This window comes from Halococcus salifodinae DSM 8989, from assembly GCF_000336935.1.
Taxonomy (GTDB): domain Archaea; phylum Halobacteriota; class Halobacteria; order Halobacteriales; family Halococcaceae; genus Halococcus; species Halococcus salifodinae.
The window spans coordinates 24,152-43,412 of sequence record NZ_AOME01000077.1 but is presented as its reverse complement, the minus strand read 5'-3'; the positions used below and the strand labels follow the sequence as shown (position 1 = coordinate 43,412).

The following is a 19,261-nucleotide window of genomic DNA, read 5'->3' as shown; positions in this document are numbered from 1 at the left end:
CAGCCGACCGCGTTCGGGTATGCGAACGCTGGCTTTCGACGGGCGAATGGGAGCGAGCGGCGACATGCTCTGCGGGGCGCTGCTCGCCGCCGGCGCGGATCCGGACGTGCTGAGGCCGGTCGAGGATGCGCTCGACGTTCGGTACGCGACCGACGAGACGACGAAAAACGGCATTCGTGCGACCACGGTCGACGTGCTTCTCGACGCTGACGACGAACGCGACGATCACGACGCGGACGACGGCCACGGACACCACGACCATCGTCACGATCACGACCACAACCACGCGAACGGCCACGATCACACCCACGCGGAGGGAGCGGGTCCTTCGCGGAGCTACCCTGAGGTCGTCGATCTCGTCGAGTCGATGTCGCTCTCATCTGGCGTCGCGGCCGACGCGCTCGTGATCTTCGAGGTCCTTGGCTGCGCTGAGGCGGCGGTCCACGGCACCGACCTCGACGATACGCACTTCCACGAGGTCGGCGCTGACGACGCCATCGCTGACGTCGTCGGCGCGTCGCTCTTACTCGACGATCTCGACGTCGAGCGTGTCGTGACCACGCCGCTCGCGACCGGCGGCGGCGAAGTCACGATGAGCCACGGGACGTATCCAGTGCCGACCCCCGCGGTCGTCGAGGTCGCAGGACGCGCCGCGTGGTCGCTCCGAGGTGGCCCGGTCGAGACCGAACTCCTCACGCCGACGGGCGCGGCGATCCTCGCCCACGTCGCCGAGGGGGCAGAGCAACTCCCCACGCTTCAAGTCGATACATCGGGCTACGGTGCGGGCGATCACGACTTCCCCGAGCACCCGAACGTGCTCCGCGCGCTCGTCGGCGACGGCGAGGGCGAGCTGATCGAGGACGGGATTCGGGTGCTCGAAACGAACCTCGACGACGCCACGCCCGAGGTGCTCGGCGGCCTCCACGAGAGCCTGCGAGCAGCGGGCGCGCGCGACGTGTCGGTGGTGCCGACCACGATGAAGAAGTCCCGTCCGGGCCATCTCGTGAAGGTGATCGTCAAACCCGAGGATGTCGAACGCGTGGCCCGGCGGCTCGCGGTCGAGACGGGGACGCTGGGAGTGCGCGAGACCGGCGCGCGCCACCGCTGGATCGCTTCGCGCGAGTTCGAAACCGCCGCCGTCGGGATCGATGGCAGCGAGTACGAGGTCGACGTGAAGATCGCGAGCGATGCCGCGGGCGAGGTGTACGATGTGAGCGCCGAGTACGACGACGCGGCTGCGGTCGCGGCCGAGGCGGACGTGGCGGTGCGGGAGGTCGTGCGTCTGGCGGAAGCGAACGTTCGGAAATGAGTGGAACGCTCGTGGTCGGCGGGAGCGGGTTCGTCGGTGGCGAAGTCGTTGCCGCGCTGGAACGGGGCAGTGAGCGTGTCGTCGCGACACACCACCGCCAGGCCGTTTCGCACGCCCCGATCGCGTTCGATTTCTGGACCGACGACCTCGCGCCGCTGCTCGACGACCACGACATCGAGACGGTGGTCTTCGCCGCGACGGTCGAACACGGCTACGACCAACCCATCGAAGCGTTCGAGCGGGCCGCCGCACGCGTTCTCGACGACTGTAGGGACCAACGATTCATCTACGTGTCCAGCGATTCCGTGTTCGAGGGAGTCGATGGCCGGTACGCCGAGGACGACGACCGACGGCCGACCACCGAGTACGGTCGTCGACTCGTTGCGTTCGAGGACGTGGTTCGACGTATTCACGGAGATTACTGTATCGTCCGACCGGGCTACGTGTTCGGCTTCTCGCGGGGCGAACTCGATCCGCGCCTCGCCGATACTCGCGAGCGCCTCCAAGCGAACGTTCCGATCGAATACTTCGACGACATGTACAAGAGCCCGATCGCGGTCTCAGAACTCGCGGCGGCGATCCGGACGCTCGCGGCCGACGACTACGTGGGCGTCGTTCACGCTGGCGGACCGCGAACGAGCGTCTATCGCTTCCACTGTGACGGCATGCAGGGCCTCGGGATTTCACCGGATTCCATCGTGTCGACGGTGATTCCCAGCGATATGGACGTGCCACCGGACCTCTCGCTCGTCGCCGAACGGCTCACGGACCTCACCGGAATCGAGCTATCTCCGGTTCGAGACGCGATCCGCTCCGACAAGTGAGACGCGCTACTGCTTCTCGTTCATCTCGGACCACAGTTCGTATGCGTCGGTCGCCAGCTTTCGAGAGCCGGGATGCCAAACTGGAACGTCGTCGATGTCCCAGTATCGCACGTCCTCGGTTTCGTGTGACGGCTGGAGTCTCCCATCCGTTCGCTCGCAGAGATACTGAAGGTGAATGATCGAGTGCGGACTCGATTTGCCTGCTTCCCTGTGAGACACTCCGATCAGTTCGTCGACTCGTACGTCAACCCCGGCCTCTTCTTTGGTTTCGCGCACTGCGGCCTCGGCGGCCGATTCGTTCGGTTCGACTCCACCAGCTGGAAACCCCCATTTTCGGTTATCTGCGCGTTTCACCAGCAGTATCTTTCCGTCGTCGTTGAAAACAGCCGCCCCTGCGCCGACCTTCGCCGTAGCGTAGCCGAGTTCCTTCTCTAGTCGATCCTGGACCTCCGCCGGCGGCACGTCGATCGTCTTCCCGTAATACTCGCTCGCGAGTTCGAGAAGTCGTTCGTTTCGTTCCCGGTCGTAGGGGCTGTCGGCGTCCATCAGCCCGTTCTGTCCGATGGCTCGAAGTTCGTCGAGCAACGGTAGGATGTCCACGCTTTCGTCGTCGGTCATCGGTTCCGGTGTTCCGCGAGCGCCTCCTTGATCGTCAGTTCGCCCGCCGCAACCTGTCGGGCGAGTCCCTCGTCGATCTCCCGGTTGCCCTCTGACTGCTCGCGTGAGCGGGCTTTGATCACGTCGAGTTCGCCGACGGTGGGTTCGACGGTGCGCTCCCTGATCCGATCGCCCGAGCGCCGCGCGATGTTGACGGCGGCGAGCACGTCGCCCATCCCGCGCGCGCCGGTGCCGAGGTAGGGCGTGGTCCCGGTCTCGTCGACCAGCTCGACGGGTGTATCGAGGTCGTCGATGAGCGCGGCCCCTTTGAGTCGTGCGCCGTCGCCGATCCGGACCACGGGATCGGTCGCTTCGTCGATCTCGTCGGCGATGACACCCGCGGCGTCGGCGAGGGGGACGTGAAACGCCGCGACGACGCTTTCACCCGAGAGCACCGCGATCCCGGGGCGTTCGCCTGGATCGACGCCGATGATCGTTTGGCCGCCGTCGCGCAGCGTCGCGAGCGCTCTATCGACTGCCCGGCGCGGCTCCTCCGGATCTGCCTCGACGCGCTCGATGTCGGTATCCGTATCGAGTTCGAACTCGTCGTCCGAACTGGCGACGAGTACGCGCGCCCGCTCGGGGATCGCGTCGCCGGGTTCGACGGTAGTGAACTCGACCCCGCGCTCCCGGAGGTCGGTGACGACCCCGTGGTAGACCTCGAAATCCTCGGTGGCGACGACGATCACTCTCCGGTGTTCGCACCCGGCGCAATTAAACGCTCACCCGGGTAGCGTGGCTGGGGGAAGGTGGGATGACCGACGAGGCCGATGGGTTCATTTTTGTTCGGCAGGTGCGAATCGAGGGTGTGAGCGATCCGATCTCGACGGGCTGTGCGACCATCGACGAGCTCCTCGGCGGCGGCCTGTCGCGCGGGGCCATCACACAGGTGTACGGCACGCCGGCGGCCGGCAAGACGAACATCGCGCTGTCGGCGGCGGTCGATGTCGCCGCCGACGGCGGGACCGTCTGCTATCTCGATACCGAGGGACTCTCGGCCGAGCGGTTCGAGCAGATCGCGGGGGCGCGCGATGCCGATCTCGGCGACCTCTCCTCGCGGATCGTGGTCTCCGAGGCGCTGGATTTCGGCGAGCAGGAGGAGGCGGTTCGGGACGCAGAACAGCTCGCCGAGCGCGCGTCGCTGATCGTGCTCGACAGTGCGACGGGGTTCTACCGCCTGGAGCGCACCACCGAGGACAGCGGCGAGACGCTTCGACGAGTGGGTCGTCAGCTCACCCACCTGCTCGGGCTCGCGCGCCGGCACGATCTCGCGGTGCTCGTCACGAATCAGGTGTTCTCCGATCCCGAGTCCGACTCCGGTCGCGCGCGGCCACTCGGCGGTCACACGCTCGCCCACCTGACCGGCGTGATCGTCCGGCTCGAACGGTTCAGAGCGGGGAATCGCCGCGCGACGCTCGAAAAGCATCCCGCGAAGGCTGCCGGCGACACCGTTCGGTTCGCGATCACCGATACGGGACTCGAAGGCGTCGAGGAGGACGTGTAGCGGCTGCGGAGGCGGATGCGGTGCGGTGGCGGTGCGGCCCTCGGTGGATGAAGGGCGAGGGCGCGAGTGAACGAAGTGAACGAGCGCCCGAGGGCTTCGGCGGCGCGGTTGCGGTTTGTCGTGCGGTTGCGGGCGGTCCTCGGCGGATCGAGGGCGAGCGACCGAAGGGAGCGAGGGCTCGGGCGGTGCTGTGCGGGGCGGTTGCGGAGAAGGCTAGTGGATGTACCGCGAACGAGCGCCGTCGGCGCTCGTTCGCGGGGGTTTTTAGTCCAGGTTTTTGCGACGAGCGGTGCGCGAGCGCAGCGAGCGCACCCGAGGAGTAAAAAAGTGGGTCTCTAGATCTGATTGAGCTTCCGGAGGAGCTGGCCCTGGCGTTCGGCGTCGCTCCGGATCCCCTTCTGTTCGAGGACGTTGCGTTCGAGCTTGTCGAGGGCGACTCGAAAGGCGCTGTCAGCGCCGTAGCCCTCACCGGTGCCGGCGACCTGACCCTGATCCGTCCGGAGGCGGATCTGGGTCTGGATCAGCGGCGTGCCCCGGAGTTTCTCCTTGTGCTTGTGAAAGCGGACGTGAGCGTGCTGGACCTGCATCTCCTGGTACTTATCGGACACCTGGGTGATCGACTCGCGGATCGACTCCCGAGAGATGGTGTCCAGCAGGTCGATGTTGGTGATCTGGACGTCCATGTGGTCGTCCTCGGTGTAGCTGAGCGCGCGGAGGACGTCGGTCTTGGTGAGGACGCCGGCGACCGTCCGGTCGTCCTCCGGTGGCGTGACCACGACGCCGTTGTAGTCGTTCTCGAGCATCCTGTCGACCGCCTCGCGGACGGACGACTCGCCCTCGATCGTCGCCACAGGCGAACTCATCATGTCGTACACCGGGATGTCGAGCATCCGCTCGGAGTCGCCCGACCGGTCGCCCTCGGTGGGCTGGTCCATGCTGCGCACCACGAAATCGACGAGGTCGTGGGTCGTGACCATCCCCGTGAGGTAGCCTGCCTCGTTCTCGACCGGGAGTCGGGAGATGCCGTGCTCGCGGAGGAGGTTGATCGCCCGACCGACCTGGGTGTCCTCGGTGACGGTGATGACGTCGTCGGTGTGGATCTGGTCGACGACGAGCGCGTCGAGGTGTTCGAGCACCGCTTCCAGGATCGCGTCGGCGGTGACGATCCCCCAGAGCTCGTCGTTCTCGAACACCGGTGAGACCTTGGTGTTGCCCTCGACGAGCATCCGCGCGACGTCCCGAACGTCCGCCGTGCGCTCGATGGTGGGGGCCGTGTCGGCGAGCGCACTCACCTTCGTCGAGTCCTCGACGTGGGACTGCATCAGCGCGCGTTGGGTTATCACGCCGGCGTACTCGCCGTCGTCGACGACGATGATCCCGCGCGGGTTCTGCTCCTCGAAGATCGCGCGCACTTTCCCGAGACGCTCGTCGCTCGTGACCTCGGCGTGGTCCGGGGTCGCGATGTCGGCAATATCCATCGTACTCACTCCACTACCTTCGCTGCCGGGGGTAATCAACACTTTGCCGAAACCCCCCACCACGCATTTGGTTCCCGGCGACCTACGAAACCGAATGCTACCGGATCTGCTGCCGGACATCGGCGTCTTCGGTCCTTATACGTATCTCGTGACCGAGGTGATCTTCGGCGCGCTCGCGCTCGGGTTGCTTTTCGTGACCGACGCACTCCGTCGCGCCGCGCGGACCGTCGTTGCGCTCTATCCCCTCGCATACTTCTGGGACTGGTACACCCTCGAAGTCGGTGTGTTCGAAATTCCACTCCGAACCGGCGTCGAGTTTCTGTGGATTCCGATCGAGGAACACATCTTCATGATCGTCGTGCCGGCGCTGGTCGTCGGGATCCACGAACTCGTCAACGGACCGCCGATCGACTGAGTCGCGGACGCGCTACCGAACGTTCGAGGACGAGGCGGCAACGTTTTGCCGACGTTTCCCGAACGGGAGTGCCAGATGGAAGAGCGCACGCGTGCGTACCTCCGAGGGCGGTTCCGGGATCATTACCGCCGGACGGAGCCGACGCCGCCGCCTGACGCCGACGCGCGCGAGTGGGGGTACATCCCGTGGACCTCCAGTCCGGGCACCACGATGGTTCGGCACAAGTCGACCCTCGATCTCGGCGACTTCGGTGATTTCCTCGCGCGTGAGCGCCCGCGCCATATCTACTTCTCGGCGGGACGATACGACGAGCCCGCTGCGGGGAGCATGGACGAAAAGGACTGGCAGGGGTCGGATCTCGTGTTCGACCTCGACGCCGACCATCTCCCCTCGGTGGAGCTCGGCGAGGACTCATATGCAGAGATGCTCGGAAAGTGCAAGGACGCGCTCCTCCGTCTGCTCGACTTCCTCGAAGACGACTTCGATTTCCGGGAGCTCGACATCGTCTTCTCTGGCGGTCGGGGATACCACGTCCACGTTCGCGACGATGGAGTTCAGGACCTGGAGCGCGACGCCCGACGTGAGATCGTGGACTACGTCCGCGGGATCGGGCTCGATCTCGACGGCCTCATCGCCACGGAAGCAGTCGGCGGGACCGCCGGGCGGAAGAGTCCGGCTCAGAAGCGCACGCTCCGAACCGAAGGCGGGTGGAGCGCGCGCGCACACCGCCACCTCCTCGGGTTCGTCGACGACTTGCTGGAACTGGACGACGAGGCGGCGATCGCTCGTCTCCGCGAGTTCGACGGGATCGGCGAGGGGAAGGCCAAGGCCGCGCTGCGCGCCGCACGCACCAACTACGAGTCGATCGAAACAGGAAACATCGACGTCCATCCCGCGTTCTACGGCCTCGCACAGCGCCTGGTTCCCGAAGTCGTCGCGGCGGACAACGCCCCGATCGACGAGCCCGTGACGACCGACACGAACCGGCTGATCCGGCTGCCCGGCAGCCTCCACGGCGGGAGCGGCCTCCGTGTCGCGCCGATCGATCGCGATCACGTCGAAGCGTTCGATCCCCTCGTTGAGACGATTCCCGAGACGTTCCGCGGTCAGGAAATTTCGATCGAGCTCGACGAGGAACATCTGATCGAACTCGACGGCGATAGCTTTACACTCCCGGCGGGCAGACATGAGGTCCGTGAATACGTCGGCGTGTTCCTGATGGCACGCGGCCACGCCGAGAAGGGCGAAGAATGAACCTCGGAGATCTCCAATCGACACGGAGCAAGGAGCGTCAGAAGGACAGCCTCCAGCTTCTCCGTGAGGAGTTCTACGCCGAGGTGGGCGCGTTCGTCGAGGAGCTTCGCACGGAACGCGAGCGCGCGGCCGCCGCGGCCGACGATCCGTTCTCCGCGCCCGAGGTCCGCCGGCTGACCGACGACATCGAGACCGCCGAGAACACCGCCGAAGCGATCTACGAGCGCCGGGTCGGCAAGCTCGTCAAGCTCGCCAGCCTCGACGCCGCCGGGATGCCAGCCGACGAGGACGGACTCACGAGCGAGGAGCGCGAACTGTTCGAGACGCTCGTCGAGTCGATCGAGTCGAACCGCGCGCACGTCCTCGACGACGTGCTCGCCGGCGATGGCGACGCGGCCGCCACGGATGACGAAGCCGAGACCGACTCGCCGACCCCATCGGACGGGACGACGGGCCCGGCTCCGACCGACGGGGTTCGCGCTGCTGGAGCCGGTAGCGACGATTCGAGCCCCGCCGAAACCGGCGCTGGTGTCGAGCCTGCCGGCACCGCCGAACCGGATGGTGGTGTCGAGGCTGTCGACGGAACAACTGGACGAACAGCACCGGGCGAGGCCGAGGGTGGCGTCACCGCGGCCGACGCGATGGGCAGCACGGCGGACACGACCGCCGACGCATCGATGAACGACCAGTCACCGACCGACGAGCCGCCGACCGAACCCGATCGCGCGCCGGCCGGGGCTGACGACGCGGGCGGCGAAACCGCCCAGCGGACGACCGACGACGACGACACCGACCGAACGACCGTCCGGATCACGCGCGACGTCGGCGAGATCATGGGCGTCGACGAGCGGACCTACCATCTCGCGAGCGAGGACGTGGTCACGCTTCCCGAGGTGAACGCGACCCCGCTGCTAGAGCGCGACGCGGCCGAACAGCTCGAATAGGCGGTTGTGGTAGCACGTCGATCGATGCACCCGATTCTCGGTTTCAACCGTCGAAACCTCACCGCGCTCGCGGCCGCCACGACGGTACTCGTGTCGGCGTACGTTCTCGTTCCCCATCCAGTCGTCGAGTACGGCGCGTGGCTCGTCGTGTTCACGATCTGGATGCTGTGGTTCGTGCTCGCCGCCGTCGAATGGCTCTCACGGGCCGATTTCTGACAGCACGAATTACACCCGAACCCTACTTCTCGTGGGTTCCTCTCCCCGGTCGCCCGATCAGTACTTCGCGTCCGCGCCGGTGGTGGCGTAGATGACGTCCATCAGGCCGTCGCGCTGGGCCTGCCACGCGTCGAACTCGTTCGGATGATCGGGGTACTCCTCGTAGTGATCGAGCAGGCGGTCGGCCTGGCCCTTCGTCTCGTAGAGATCGTAGAGTGTTCCCCAGTGGCCGAAGCTCTTGATCGCGGTCCGGAGTTTGAGCGCGAGACCGACGTTCGCGCTCCCCGAGTAAAGCGCGTCGGAGAGCTTCTCGGCGGGGAGTGTCGCGAGCAGTCCCATCAGGTCGTTGAGGCCGGTCGCGCCCACGAGGATGTTGTAGACGTCGAGCGCGGCGTAGCGCCCGCCGAAGTGGTCCATCACACGCTCGTTGTACTCCCAGAGGCCGGCCTCGCTCGTGTCGCCGGTCTCGATCGCCTCGATCGCCGCCTCGCCCGCGTACTTGCCGGCGTAGGCCGCGCCCGCGATTCCCCCACCAGTAGTGGGGTTGACGTGGCCCGCAGCGTCGCCGATCGCCATGAAGCCCGGCGCGATCCCCGAGTCGTACGGCCGGCGCGTGGGGAGGGCGGCCCCGAGCTTGTCGACCACGGTCGCGTTTTTGAACTCCGGTCGAGTTCGGAGGTCGCGTTTGAGCGCGTCGACGAGTTCCATCGGCTCCTCGGCCATCTGGAACCCGAGTCCGACGTTTATCTGAGTACTCGTCCGCGGGAAGTACCAGAGATAGCCTGCGGCGCGCTCGGTTGGTTTGAGAACGAGCGCGTCGTCCCATTCGACGGGTTCGTCGACTTCGAGAACCTCGCGGTAGGCAGAGGAAAACTGTGAGTAGCTGACGTTGGTGTCGAAGGTCGCGTTGCCGAGATCGGCCTTGTCCTGGAGGATCGAGAGCGCGCCGGCGGCGTCGATCACCACGTCGCCACGGTACTCGACGGGATCGCCCTGGCGGGTGGCGCGCAGGCCCGTCACCCGGCCGTCGTCGTTCTGGATCACGTCCTGGACCACCGTGTCGTAGTGGATCTCCGTCCCCACCCGCTCGGCCCCGTCGATGATGAGTTTCCCGTACTCCAGGCGGTCGATGACCGCGAGCTCTCCTGGTACTGGGATGTCGAGGACGGCGTTCTCCTGAGGAATCTCGAACCGGCCGTGATCGACGTCGGTGTTGGTGAAGGCGGGTTCGATCGCGGATTTCGGGATCGCCTCGGGGAACGCGTCGGCTCCCTTGAGCGCGTCGCCGCAGGCGATGTGCCCCGCCTCTGCTTCGGGTTTCCGTTCGACGATCGTGACGTCGTAGCCCGCCCGTTCGATCGTCGCTGCGGCGTAGCAGCCACCGGTGCCAGCGCCGACGATGGCGACGTCCGGCTCGTAGGTCGTCATTGGTGGGTGGTTGCGGGGCGGGTGGAAAACTCTTCTCCAACGTTCCGACAGTCGCTCTCCCGGTGTCCGCTCGCGGTCGTGGGGTAGAACGTCAACGAGAGAGGTAAAGGATTTTATCGGGTCCCCACGCACACCGGGTATGACCGATCATACTGTGGAGTTCGTGGGCACCGGCGAATCGATCACCGTCTCCGAGAAGGAGACCATCCTGAGTCGGTGCATCGAGGAAGGGATCGCCCAGGAGTACTCCTGCCGTGTCGGGATGTGTCTCGCGTGCTCGGCCGAGATCCTCGACGGCGAGGTGACTCAGCCGGCGGCACGCGGCCTCTCCGATACAGAGTCCGAAGGGTACGCGCTGACCTGCATGGCCCGTCCGCTTTCCGATCTCAAACTCGACCGCGGGAAGTACCCGCCGAGCATCGAGGGCGACGCCATCGCTGGCGGCGAGCCCGCGTCAGCCGACGATTGAAAAGCGTCTGCTGGTCGGTGCCACTCGGTCACTGGCACGAATCAGACTACCGGTTCGGCTCATATTTGGGAAATTTGTCGCGCACGTCGTTTTCTTCGATGGTCTCACTACTGACGAGGTCGTTGGAGGGACGAGCACGATCCAGACGGCGACACGTCTTTGTGGCGACGGCGAGTAGGAAGGGTATGGCGTTTCAACGCGGCGACGACCTCGACCAGGAAGCGGTCAACGAACGCGTCGACACCGCCATCGACGAGCACGAGGTCGTCCTCTTCATGAAGGGAAACGAGCTGATGCCCCAGTGTGGCTACTCCGACCGCGCGCTCGGGCTCATCGGCCAGTATCGCGAGGAGTTCGAAACCGTCGACGTACTCGAATCGCTCGACGAGTATCGGGTCGCGCTCGAACGCCACAGCGGGTGGGAGACGACTCCGCAGACGTTCGTCGACGGCGAGTTCGTCGGCGGCAGCGACGTGCTCGCCGAACTCGACGAGCGGGGCGATCTCGAAACGACGCTTGTAACGGGGTGACTCCGTGGCCGAAAGACAGGGAATATACGTCCGGAGTGCGTACTTTCCGTCGGACGGGCAGCGTCGGCAGCACGCCCGACTGCCGGGAACACCATGACCAACTGCGTATTCCAGCTTCACTCCACGCTCGAACTGCCCCTCGAAGACGTCCACGAGTTCCTCGAGGACCCTGATCTCCCCGAGGGCGTCGAATCGATCGATTTCACCCGTCGGAACAACACGCTGATCGTTCGTGCGGTCGCCGCCGACGACTCCATCAGCAAGTACACCCCGACCGCCCAGCTCAAAGCCAGCGTGACCGAAAACCGGGTCTACGAGGAACTCCCCGAAGACGAGCAGCCACCCCACCCTGGCGGTCCCCAGTGGGGCGGCGGCCCGGGCGAGGACGAGGAACCACCGCCCTCTGAACTCGTCGAGTACGCCTGTTTCAAGGGCGATCGCGAGACCGTTCTCCAGAACACCGCGCTCCAGTACTCGATGTTCGAAGTGCTTCGCGAAATCGCCCGCATCGCCGAGAAAGGCACGCTGACGGCGATCGCCGCGGTCGACGAGGAGCTCGAAGCCACCCGGATCGTCGACGGTGAGGAGCGCCCTGCCTCCCTCGAAGTCGTCGAGGACCCCACCGAAGGCCCGGCTGCGAGCAAGGGCGTCGACTGGCGGAACAACGAGTTCATCTCCGAGTGAGGACGGTCCGCTTTTCGTCGATTGCTCCCGCGCGTGGCGTGAACCACCGTGTCGATTACTGCTCGCTGGCCGTAGCCACGGCCGCGATCTCGAGCTCGGCGGCGACCTCGTCGAGCAGGTCGCCTTTGACTTCCTCGACGCGCGTCTCGATGGTCGCCACCACCGGCTGGGCGAACTTCTCGTGGATCCGGGCGACGCGCTCGCGCTCGGTCGCACACCGTTCGCGGAGGTAGGTTCCGCCCCGGCCGTGTTCGTCGTCGTCGGGTTCGGGCGTCAGCCGGTTGACGACGAGGCCGCCGACGTCGAGACCGTACTCCGCGAGGTCGGCGAGCGCGTCGTCGGTTTCGCGGATCGAGAGCTCGTCGGGGTTGAGCACGAGGTAGAAGGTGGCCTCTTCGCGGAGCGTCCGCCCCGCGAACTCGAACATCTCCTTGCGTTCGCGCAGCCGCGCGATGATCGGGTCGTCGTCGAGCTGCCGGCGTGCCTCGCGGTCGCCGATCGCCGCGCGCTCGTAGAGGTCGATACTCGTGGTTCGCTTCTCGATGAGGCGGTCGATCCAGTCTTCGAGGAACTCGGGCAGCGAGAGCAGGCGGAGCGCCCCACCCGTGGGGGCGGTGTCGAACACAACGCGGTCGTACTCATCGGCGTTTTCCATCACGTCGATGAACCGGTCGAACAGCGCGGCTTCGTACGCGCCGGGAGTCTGGTGGGCGAGCTCGATCTGCTTGTCGATCTCGTTGACCATCGCGGGGCTGACCTGATCGGCGAGCGCGCGTTTGGTCTCCATCAGATGGTCGTCGACCGCCTCGTCGGGATCGATCTCCATCGCGTCGAGCCCATCGTGGCCCTCGACCGGACGAGGCTCGTCGCCGAAGGGTTGGTCGAACACGTCCGACGTGCTGTGGGCGGGGTCGGTCGAGACCACGAGCGTGGCGAGCCCCTCGCGCGCACACTTGAGTGCGTACGCGCTGGATACCGTGGTCTTGCCGACGCCACCCTTGCCGCCGAAGAAGACGAATTTCTCCATAGTGCTATCGAGTTTCAGAAGTGATACTGCTGGCCCTTGCGCTCGACGAGCGTGCCGCGATCCCAGAGCCGGCGCTCCCAGCCGGCGAACTCGTCGGCGAGATAGGGGAGCAGCTCGGCGGTGTAGTACGAGATCGGGCTCGGGATGCCGAACGCGTCGGCGAAACACGCGAGCATGAACACATCATCGGTGTCCTCGGCTTCCTTCTCGATCAGCTCGAACGCCGGTCCCTCTACCATCCCGTGATAGAGGCCGTGGAGCCACTTCTCGATGAGGTCCCGATAGGATGCGATCCGATCTGCGAGCGTCATGTGTGCTCACATGCCGCCCGTCTACTTAAACCGCTGCCGACTGCGGTCCGGTGGTCTGGTGGTCCGGTAGTCGGGTAGTGCTCCCGACTTCGACTCAACACGCACACCCGGTCGAAGAGGGCGAGCGTTCGAACTCCATCGCTGCCTCGCAGTCGGGGCAGTCCGGTGGATCGTCGCCCGCCACGTCGACGTCCCGGATCCGCTCGTCGCAGTCGTGACACCAGTACGCGCCCTTCGAGCCGTCGCCTTTCCCGCCGCCGCGGTTCGCGGACTCCGAGGACGCTTCCAGCATCTCGCTGACCGTGCCGAGGATACCCATACCGTTGATTCGATCGTGATGGACATAAACCCGCGCGTGATCGTGTGCCGTCTCCACACGACCGTATCCACACGCCAACTGTGCGCCAACTGCGGTCGGCCTCGAACCATCCTCACTCGATGGCGTTCGCGAGCTGCCGGAGTGCGCGCCGGAGTTCCCCGCGGCGCTTCCACGCGGCCACCCGGTCGGTGAGTGCGGGGAGGGGGAGGCCAGCGCTCACGCCGGAGGTCATTTCGATGCGGGTGCCCTCGTTTTCGGGGCGGTAGGTGACCGTGGTTTCGAGCGCCTCCAAGGGACCGTCACCGCGCTGTTCGTACACCAGACCGTCCTCGCGGGCCTCGAACGCGAGCGCGAACTCGACACCCCGGGAGCCGGCGATCACGAGCCAGCCGTCGTCGGTATCCTCCACCTCGTAGACGGTGAAACTCCCCTCGTACTCCACGAGCGACGCCGGGGTAAGCGCGCGCCCAACCGCCGCCGGGGTCGCTCGGACGAACCGCGACGCCGCCACTTCGCGCATGCCCCCCGTTCGGCTCACGGGACTAAAAGTGGCAGCGACAGCAACGCGAGCAGCGCGATCCCCACGATGATCGCGTAGAACAGCCGCCCGAGTCGCGCTTCGGCCGGAATCTCGCCCGCCAACTCGGGTCGCGCGGCGCTGACGAAGCGGTGATAGGCCGCTCCCGCACTGAACGAGAACACGAGCGTCGAAACGACGAGCCCCGCCGGTAGCGAGAGACCGAGCGCCATGCAGTAGATGGGACCGTACGAGAAGCTCACGAGGAAGGCGAACGACGCGACCACGAGAAACGGCACCGGGTCGACCGGTGTCCCGTGGCGATTGGTGAGCTTCACGCCGGCCGTTGGCGCTCGACCGTCTACATCCTGTCGCCGCCCGTGTCGGCTCTCAGTCGTCGATGACGGATCGGTGAACGGAACAGAACTAAGTCGGCGCGCCAACCATCTCGGGTGAATGGCCTCACAGGGTGACATCCGGGTGCTGCTCGTCATGGACCTCCTCCTCTCGGGGGTGTTCAGCGCCGTCGCGGTGTGGGGACTCTCCGTCGTCGGGCTGCTCGCGTTCTCGTGGCCCACGGTTGGGCTCGCCACCCTGCTGGTGGCCATGCTCACGTATATCGCGGTTCTACGGTGACGAGCGACGCGTGACGGATGATTTTATACCCTTCGGGAGAACTCGTCCAGTATGCCCATCGAGGACCGCGATCCCGCTTCGCTCATCACGCACGCGCTCGCCCGAGACACGCTCTCACGGCTCCGCAGCGTCGAAACCGAACAGGTCGCCTTCCGAAAAGGACTGGTGAAACTCGGTCGGATCTGTGGCTACGAGATCATCGACGGCGCGATGGAGACCGAGTACGTCTCGATCACGACGCCGCTGGCCGAAACCACCGGCGAACACGTCAAAGGTCTCGACGACGTGGTGATCGTGAACGTGCTCCGTGCGGCGACGCCGTTCGTCGAAGGCCTCCTGAAGGCGTTCCCACGCGCGAAACAGGGCGTCATCTCCGCCGGCCGCGACGAGTCAGCCGGGATGACCGACGGCGAGTTCCCGATCACGATCGACTACACCAAACTCCCCGAGATCACCGAAGACGACACCGTGATCGTCGCCGATCCGATGCTCGCCACCGGGAGTACGATGTGTCGGGTGCTGGAACACGTCCTTAAGGACGCACCCGAGCCCGAGGACCTGTTCGTGCTCTCCGCAGTCAGCGCGCCCTCGGGACTGCTCCGCGTCGGCGAACGCTTCCCCGAAGCCGACCTCCTCACGGTCAGCATTGACGATCGTCTCGACGACGACGGATTCATCGTTCCTGGTCTCGGCGACGCAGGCGACCGCGCGTTCCGCACGCAGTAAGCGTCCTCCTGCAACGAGTCTCGACGCTAATCCCCCCTCTGGATTTCGAGTGGAGACCCGACTTGCTCCGAGCAGCTATGGCCTCCCTATCTGTTCTTGGCGGCCGTTGGCGTGCGGGAGTGGTGCGAGGTGCGAACGTAGTAAGCACCTCGACTGCGAACGGGGAGCGGAGCGACCCGTGAGCACGCCGGAGGCGTGCGACTCGTGCGAGGTCTGCGCGAGCAACGCGAGCGCAGGCTCGTCAGAGCGAAGCTCTGACGGTGGATGAGCGAGCAGAGTGAGCGAAGCGAACGAAGCGAGTGAATCGGCTGGGGAGGGTGTGGCCTACGGTCATTCATTTGTCTCGGGATTCGCGGTCGCGACGTAGCTCGTGACTGAATTCGTGGTGAGGTTCACCGAACATCGAGCCTCGTCATTCTCCGTCCGTTCGGCCGTCCTCCTGACTCTCGTCGCCGGTATCGATCGCCGCCCGTCCGCTGGTCGCGCTCAGCACTCGCTCACGGAGCGCGTCGCGTTCCGCCACCGGTACACGAACCTGAAACGCGACTCGTTCGCCGTACGTCGCTTCGAACTCGACGTCCGACCCCTCGATGATCCCGCGGACGGTCCCCGAGTCGTCGTACTCGACCACGATCGAGACGGTCTCGTGGGGCTCCTCCGTGACGATGTCGGCCTCGTCGACTCCGAGCTTGACCGCGCGGCCGTAGGCCCGCGACAGCCCGCCGACCCCGAGGTTGGTCCCGCCGTAGTAGCGTGTGACGACCGCGACGACGTTTTCGAGCTCCTCGCGTTCTAAAACCGTCAGCGCCGGCTTGCCCGCCGAGCCACCGGGTTCGCCGTCGTCGCTCGCGTACTCTCTGAGTGGATCGGCGCGGACGCGGTAGGCGGGCACGTTGTGGGTCGCGTCCGCGTACTCTGCTTCAATCTCCGCGACGAACGCCTCCGCAGCGTCGACCGAGTCGGCAGGGGCGACGTGACCGAAAAAGCGCGATCCCTGGACCTCGAAGGCTGCCTCGCCGCGCCCCGCGACGGTCCTGTAGGTCTCGGCCGCGTCGCTCATTCGAGTTCGAGCTTCCGGACGAAATCGAACTCGCGGATTTCGGTCAGCACTGCGCCGGGCAGCGGCTCGTCGGTGATGATCGAGAGTCTGGGTTCGTCGGTGAACTCGGGGTCCTCGCTGATGGTCTGACGAACGGAGATATCGTGGGCCGCGATCGCGCCGGTGACGACCGCGACGATCCCCGACCGCTCGGCGTCCGCGACCGCCACCGTCAGCACCGAGAGGTCGAGCACCGGCGCGAGATCCTTGAGACTGGGGACCGCGGAGATGTTCCGGAAGATTGGACGGAGTTCGTCGTCCGCGAGCAGTGCGTCGGTGGTCGAGTCCACGACACGCCGATCGACCCCGATCTCGCTGGCGACCTGGGTGTTCGGGATCTCGATCCCACCCGAGACCACCCGGCCGTCGGCGTTGACCGAGAAGCCACGTTCGAGCAGCAGCCTGACGACTGCCTGCTGGCTCGGACTCCCCTCGAACTTCTCCATGATTTCGTCGAACATAGACGGAACTCGTGATCGTCCACGACAACATCCTCCCGGGACTTAAGTCGGTCTACTCCCGGCGAGCGTCCTTCGTCTCCGCCGGATCTGCGTGAATCTCGCTGCCGTTCGGCTCACTGAGGAGAACAATACCCTCCGCGCGCGCTCTGTCGGGCAGCGTCCGTTCGTCGCGCTCGCGGAACTCGTTGTACTCTTCGGGCGTATAGCAGAGCACGTCGACCGGGCCGTAGCGAGCGTGCTCCCAACGTTCGAGGATCGGCGCGGGACGTCGGTAGCCGGGAACGCCGGCGAAGTCGGCTGCGACGAGCAGCAGGTCGGTGTCGCTCGCCTCGGTCGCAGTCCCGCGGACCCGAGAGCCGAAGACGACGCCGAGTTCGATCGTGATTCCGGCATCCTCGATGACGGCTTCGAGGTGATCGCGGATCGCGTCGAGATGGACCGTGTGCTCGCTCATCGGTTCGCGTTCTCCGTGATGGCGTTATAGCGCGCCCTTGGTGCTTGGAGTGCCCTCACGGCGCTCGTCGGGACGGGTGGCGTCGTCCAGCGCGCGTGCAAGTGCTTTGAACAGCGCCTCGATCTCGTGGTGGGCGTTCTCGCCCTCGACGCCGGCGTGGAGAGTCAGCCCGGCGTTCATCGCGAGCGATCGACAGAAGTGGGCGGCCATCGTGCTCGTGAACTCACCGACCCGATCCTGAGAGAACGTGCCGTCGAACCGGAACAGCGGCCGGCCCGAAACGTCGACCACGACGCTGCCGATCGCCTCGTCGAGTGGCACCTTCCGGTCGGCGAACCGTCGAATCCCTGCCCGATCGCCAAGCGCCTCGTCGAACGCCTCACCGAGGGTGATCGCGACGTCCTCGACGGTGTGGTGGTCGTCGATGTGGAGATCGCCGTCGCAGGTCACGTCGAGATCGAACAGCCCGTGTTTCGCGAACGAGGCGAGCATGTGATCGAAGAAGCCGATCCCAGTCTCGACGGTCGACTCGCCGTCGCCATCGATCGTCAGCGAGATCTCAACGGTGGTCTCGGCGGTTTCGCGGGTCACAGTCGCGCTCCGCGTCATGCGCTCACCTACAGTCGGACGTACAAGGCGGTTGTGCTCCGCCCGTCGAATCGTGGCTGTCTCCGGTTGCCACGACCGTCGACAGCCGAACCAGAACCGGTATTTTCGTTCGTCACCAACGCGAGTCGAATGGAGCGCCGACGATACCTTCGGCTCGCTGCCGCCTCGTCGGTCGCGCTCGCCGGCTGCTCGGCGATCGAATCCGTCGGTGAGCCGGACAGTTCGTCACCGTCCGAAACCACGTCGACGGGATCGGCCACTGCTGCATCCGACGACACGGCCCCCGACAGTGCTGACAACGGAAGCGATCACGGCGTGTACGTCCAGCCGTTCGCGGAGTCGATGTACGTCGTCGGCAGGGGAGTTATGGGCGCTTCGGGCGGCACGACTGGCGGGACCGGGACGAACGCAGCGGACACGATAACCAGCGCGAGCCGGACGAACACGACGACCGCCGACACCACCGCGACGAGAACGACCGACGGGACCGACGCCACGCCGATCGCTGGCGACTACCGGTTCGCGCTGATGTACGCCGCTCCACACGTCTTCTGGACGGTCGACGGCGCAGAAACCACGAGACAGCCCATCGAGCAGGGTGACTCGCTGCATCTCATGAGCGTGGTGTGGGACCCGGAAACCGGGACGGTACTGCCCGACACGGGGCTCTCGGTCGAGATCAGTCGGGATGGCGACCTCGTGGGCCAGGAAGTGATCTATCCGATGCTCTCCCAGCGGATGGGGTTTCACTACGGCGCGAACTTCCCGCTGCCCGGTGACGGGAGCTACACCGCGACGCTCAGCGTGGGCGGAACGGGGGTCCGACGGACGGAGGCGTTCGCTGGGCGGTTCGCGGAGCCGGCGAGCGTCACGATCGAGTTCTCGTTCACCCAGACGACGCGCGAGCAGGTCGTCTCGCCGAAGGCCCCACGAGCCGGCGAGCCGGGCGCGATCGCACCGATGGAGACGAGTACAGTCCCGTCGGCGGTCGCCCCGACGAAATCCGAGCTGAGTGGGGCGTTCATCGGTCGTGCCACGAGCGGCGACGCGGTGTTTCTCGTTACCCGACTGTCTCCGGACGAGAGCCCACTCGACGACGGTAGTCCGTACCTCACGGTGTCGGCGCGGACGCCGTACAACAGTTTAGTGCTCCCCGCGATGGCGCTCTCGGCAACACTGAAACGCGACGGGACCACCGTCTTCGACGGGCCGCTGAAGCGCACGCTCGATCCCGACCTCGGCTACCACTACGGTGCGAGCGTCGAGAGCGCACAACCGGGCGACCGACTCACGATCTCGGTCGCGACGCCGCCCCAGGTCGCCCGCCACGAGGGCTACGAGAACGCATTTCTCGACATGCCCAAAATGAGCGTGACGCTGTAAAGAGATG

General features: G+C 65.9%; 26 protein-coding genes. 13 read left to right on the top strand and 13 right to left on the bottom strand.

The features are described 5' to 3' along the window. Positions 1–19 precede the first annotated feature (19 nt). Together larC and C450_RS16705 are read left to right on the top strand one after the other, a co-directional pair. A complete protein-coding gene (gene larC / locus C450_RS16710; RefSeq protein WP_049910353.1) occupies positions 20–1,309 on the top strand; it encodes a nickel pincer cofactor biosynthesis protein LarC in 1,290 nt (429 codons plus the stop codon). Continuing rightward, positions 1,306–2,133, top strand: coding sequence for a sugar nucleotide-binding protein (locus C450_RS16705; protein WP_005045460.1), 828 nt, complete (start codon positions 1,306–1,308; stop codon positions 2,131–2,133). The genes larC and C450_RS16705 overlap by 4 nt, the downstream gene beginning before the upstream one ends. 6 nt (positions 2,134–2,139) lie before the next feature. Here the strand turns inward: C450_RS16705 and C450_RS16700 are convergent, their stop codons facing one another. Together C450_RS16700 and C450_RS16695 are read right to left on the bottom strand one after the other, a co-directional pair. Then, positions 2,140–2,751 (bottom strand): NUDIX hydrolase N-terminal domain-containing protein, encoded by a 612-nt coding sequence (locus tag C450_RS16700; RefSeq protein WP_005045459.1) that lies wholly within the window; start codon positions 2,749–2,751, stop codon positions 2,140–2,142. After that, positions 2,748–3,479, bottom strand: a complete 732-nt coding sequence (locus C450_RS16695) for a hypothetical protein (protein WP_005045458.1) — start codon at positions 3,477–3,479, stop codon at positions 2,748–2,750. The genes C450_RS16700 and C450_RS16695 overlap by 4 nt, the downstream gene beginning before the upstream one ends. Before the next feature lie 65 nt (positions 3,480–3,544). On the opposite strand from C450_RS16695, the gene radB reads away from it, so the two are divergent. Continuing rightward, on the top strand, positions 3,545–4,294 hold the full coding sequence (radB, locus tag C450_RS16690; RefSeq protein ID WP_005045457.1) for a DNA repair and recombination protein RadB: 750 nt from the start codon (positions 3,545–3,547) through the stop codon (positions 4,292–4,294). Between the two features lie 335 nt (positions 4,295–4,629). On the opposite strand, the gene C450_RS16685 is transcribed toward radB, so the two are convergent. Next, complete coding sequence (locus C450_RS16685; protein WP_005045455.1) at positions 4,630–5,772, bottom strand: CBS domain-containing protein; 1,143 nt, start codon at positions 5,770–5,772, stop codon at positions 4,630–4,632. A gap of 94 nt (positions 5,773–5,866) precedes the next feature. Between C450_RS16685 and C450_RS16680 the strand changes: the two genes are divergently transcribed. From C450_RS16680 to C450_RS16665, 4 genes are all read left to right on the top strand, one after another. Continuing rightward, on the top strand, positions 5,867–6,187 hold the full coding sequence (locus C450_RS16680; protein ID WP_005045454.1) for a lycopene cyclase domain-containing protein: 321 nt from the start codon (positions 5,867–5,869) through the stop codon (positions 6,185–6,187). 75 nt (positions 6,188–6,262) lie between these two features. Then, positions 6,263–7,441: a DNA primase small subunit PriS gene (gene priS / locus C450_RS16675; RefSeq protein ID WP_005045453.1), complete on the top strand. Its 1,179-nt coding sequence runs from the start codon at positions 6,263–6,265 to the stop codon at positions 7,439–7,441. Then, positions 7,438–8,385 carry a hypothetical protein gene (locus C450_RS16670; protein ID WP_005045450.1) on the top strand — a complete coding sequence of 316 codons (948 nt, stop codon included), beginning with the start codon at positions 7,438–7,440 and terminating at the stop codon, positions 8,383–8,385. Before priS ends, C450_RS16670 begins: the two co-directional genes overlap by 4 nt. Positions 8,386–8,409: 24 nt before the next feature. After that, positions 8,410–8,601: a hypothetical protein gene (locus tag C450_RS16665; RefSeq protein ID WP_005045448.1), complete on the top strand. Its 192-nt coding sequence runs from the start codon at positions 8,410–8,412 to the stop codon at positions 8,599–8,601. A gap of 57 nt (positions 8,602–8,658) precedes the next feature. Here C450_RS16665 and C450_RS16660 read toward each other — a convergent pair whose 3' ends face one another. Continuing rightward, positions 8,659–10,029 carry a geranylgeranyl reductase family protein gene (locus C450_RS16660; protein WP_005045447.1) on the bottom strand — a complete coding sequence of 457 codons (1,371 nt, stop codon included), beginning with the start codon at positions 10,027–10,029 and terminating at the stop codon, positions 8,659–8,661. A 139-nt stretch (positions 10,030–10,168) separates the two neighbouring features. Between C450_RS16660 and C450_RS16655 the strand changes: the two genes are divergently transcribed. The 3 genes from C450_RS16655 to C450_RS16645 all read left to right on the top strand — a co-directional run bounded on the left by C450_RS16655 (position 10,169) and on the right by C450_RS16645 (position 11,712). Beyond that, the gene (locus C450_RS16655; protein ID WP_005045446.1) at positions 10,169–10,498 is read left to right on the top strand and encodes a 2Fe-2S iron-sulfur cluster-binding protein; all 330 of its coding nucleotides are present in this window, start codon (positions 10,169–10,171) and stop codon (positions 10,496–10,498) included. A gap of 185 nt (positions 10,499–10,683) precedes the next feature. Next, positions 10,684–11,028, top strand: a complete 345-nt coding sequence (locus tag C450_RS16650) for a glutaredoxin family protein (RefSeq protein WP_005045445.1) — start codon at positions 10,684–10,686, stop codon at positions 11,026–11,028. Between the two features lie 93 nt (positions 11,029–11,121). Next, a complete protein-coding gene (locus C450_RS16645; protein ID WP_005045444.1) occupies positions 11,122–11,712 on the top strand; it encodes a DUF7110 family protein in 591 nt (196 codons plus the stop codon). 55 nt (positions 11,713–11,767) lie between these two features. On the opposite strand, the gene C450_RS16640 is transcribed toward C450_RS16645, so the two are convergent. The 5 genes from C450_RS16640 to C450_RS16620 all read right to left on the bottom strand — a co-directional run bounded on the left by C450_RS16640 (position 11,768) and on the right by C450_RS16620 (position 14,224). Beyond that, a complete protein-coding gene (locus C450_RS16640; protein WP_005045442.1) occupies positions 11,768–12,739 on the bottom strand; it encodes an ArsA family ATPase in 972 nt (323 codons plus the stop codon). A 14-nt stretch (positions 12,740–12,753) separates the two neighbouring features. Continuing rightward, positions 12,754–13,050, bottom strand: coding sequence for a hypothetical protein (locus C450_RS16635; protein ID WP_005045440.1), 297 nt, complete (start codon positions 13,048–13,050; stop codon positions 12,754–12,756). Between the two features lie 94 nt (positions 13,051–13,144). Further along, positions 13,145–13,369 (bottom strand): hypothetical protein, encoded by a 225-nt coding sequence (locus C450_RS16630; protein ID WP_049910350.1) that lies wholly within the window; start codon positions 13,367–13,369, stop codon positions 13,145–13,147. Positions 13,370–13,481: 112 nt separating this feature from the next. Beyond that, positions 13,482–13,889 (bottom strand): SRPBCC family protein, encoded by a 408-nt coding sequence (locus tag C450_RS16625; protein ID WP_005045438.1) that lies wholly within the window; start codon positions 13,887–13,889, stop codon positions 13,482–13,484. Between the two features lie 14 nt (positions 13,890–13,903). Then, a complete protein-coding gene (locus C450_RS16620; protein WP_005045436.1) occupies positions 13,904–14,224 on the bottom strand; it encodes a hypothetical protein in 321 nt (106 codons plus the stop codon). Positions 14,225–14,342: 118 nt separating this feature from the next. Here C450_RS16620 and C450_RS16615 point away from each other — a divergent pair, with 118 nt between their 5' ends. Both C450_RS16615 and upp read left to right on the top strand, forming a co-directional pair. Continuing rightward, positions 14,343–14,522, top strand: a complete 180-nt coding sequence (locus C450_RS16615; protein WP_005045435.1) for a hypothetical protein — start codon at positions 14,343–14,345, stop codon at positions 14,520–14,522. 51 nt (positions 14,523–14,573) lie between these two features. Further along, positions 14,574–15,248 (top strand): uracil phosphoribosyltransferase, encoded by a 675-nt coding sequence (gene upp / locus C450_RS16610; protein ID WP_005045434.1) that lies wholly within the window; start codon positions 14,574–14,576, stop codon positions 15,246–15,248. A 412-nt stretch (positions 15,249–15,660) separates the two neighbouring features. Here the strand turns inward: upp and C450_RS16605 are convergent, their stop codons facing one another. Genes C450_RS16605 through hisB form a run of 4 tightly spaced genes read right to left on the bottom strand, consistent with a single transcriptional unit; the run spans position 15,661 to position 17,871 of the window. After that, positions 15,661–16,308, bottom strand: coding sequence for an IMPACT family protein (locus C450_RS16605; protein ID WP_005045433.1), 648 nt, complete (start codon positions 16,306–16,308; stop codon positions 15,661–15,663). Continuing rightward, positions 16,305–16,808 carry a hypothetical protein gene (locus tag C450_RS16600; RefSeq protein ID WP_005045432.1) on the bottom strand — a complete coding sequence of 168 codons (504 nt, stop codon included), beginning with the start codon at positions 16,806–16,808 and terminating at the stop codon, positions 16,305–16,307. The genes C450_RS16605 and C450_RS16600 overlap by 4 nt, the downstream gene beginning before the upstream one ends. 52 nt (positions 16,809–16,860) lie before the next feature. Further along, positions 16,861–17,262, bottom strand: coding sequence for a nucleotidyltransferase domain-containing protein (locus C450_RS16595; protein ID WP_005045430.1), 402 nt, complete (start codon positions 17,260–17,262; stop codon positions 16,861–16,863). Positions 17,263–17,286: 24 nt separating this feature from the next. Next, on the bottom strand, positions 17,287–17,871 hold the full coding sequence (gene hisB, locus C450_RS16590; protein WP_005045428.1) for an imidazoleglycerol-phosphate dehydratase HisB: 585 nt from the start codon (positions 17,869–17,871) through the stop codon (positions 17,287–17,289). Between the two features lie 129 nt (positions 17,872–18,000). On the opposite strand from hisB, the gene C450_RS16585 reads away from it, so the two are divergent. Then, the gene (locus C450_RS16585; RefSeq protein WP_005045426.1) at positions 18,001–19,254 is read left to right on the top strand and encodes a DUF7350 domain-containing protein; all 1,254 of its coding nucleotides are present in this window, start codon (positions 18,001–18,003) and stop codon (positions 19,252–19,254) included. Positions 19,255–19,261 lie beyond the last annotated feature (7 nt).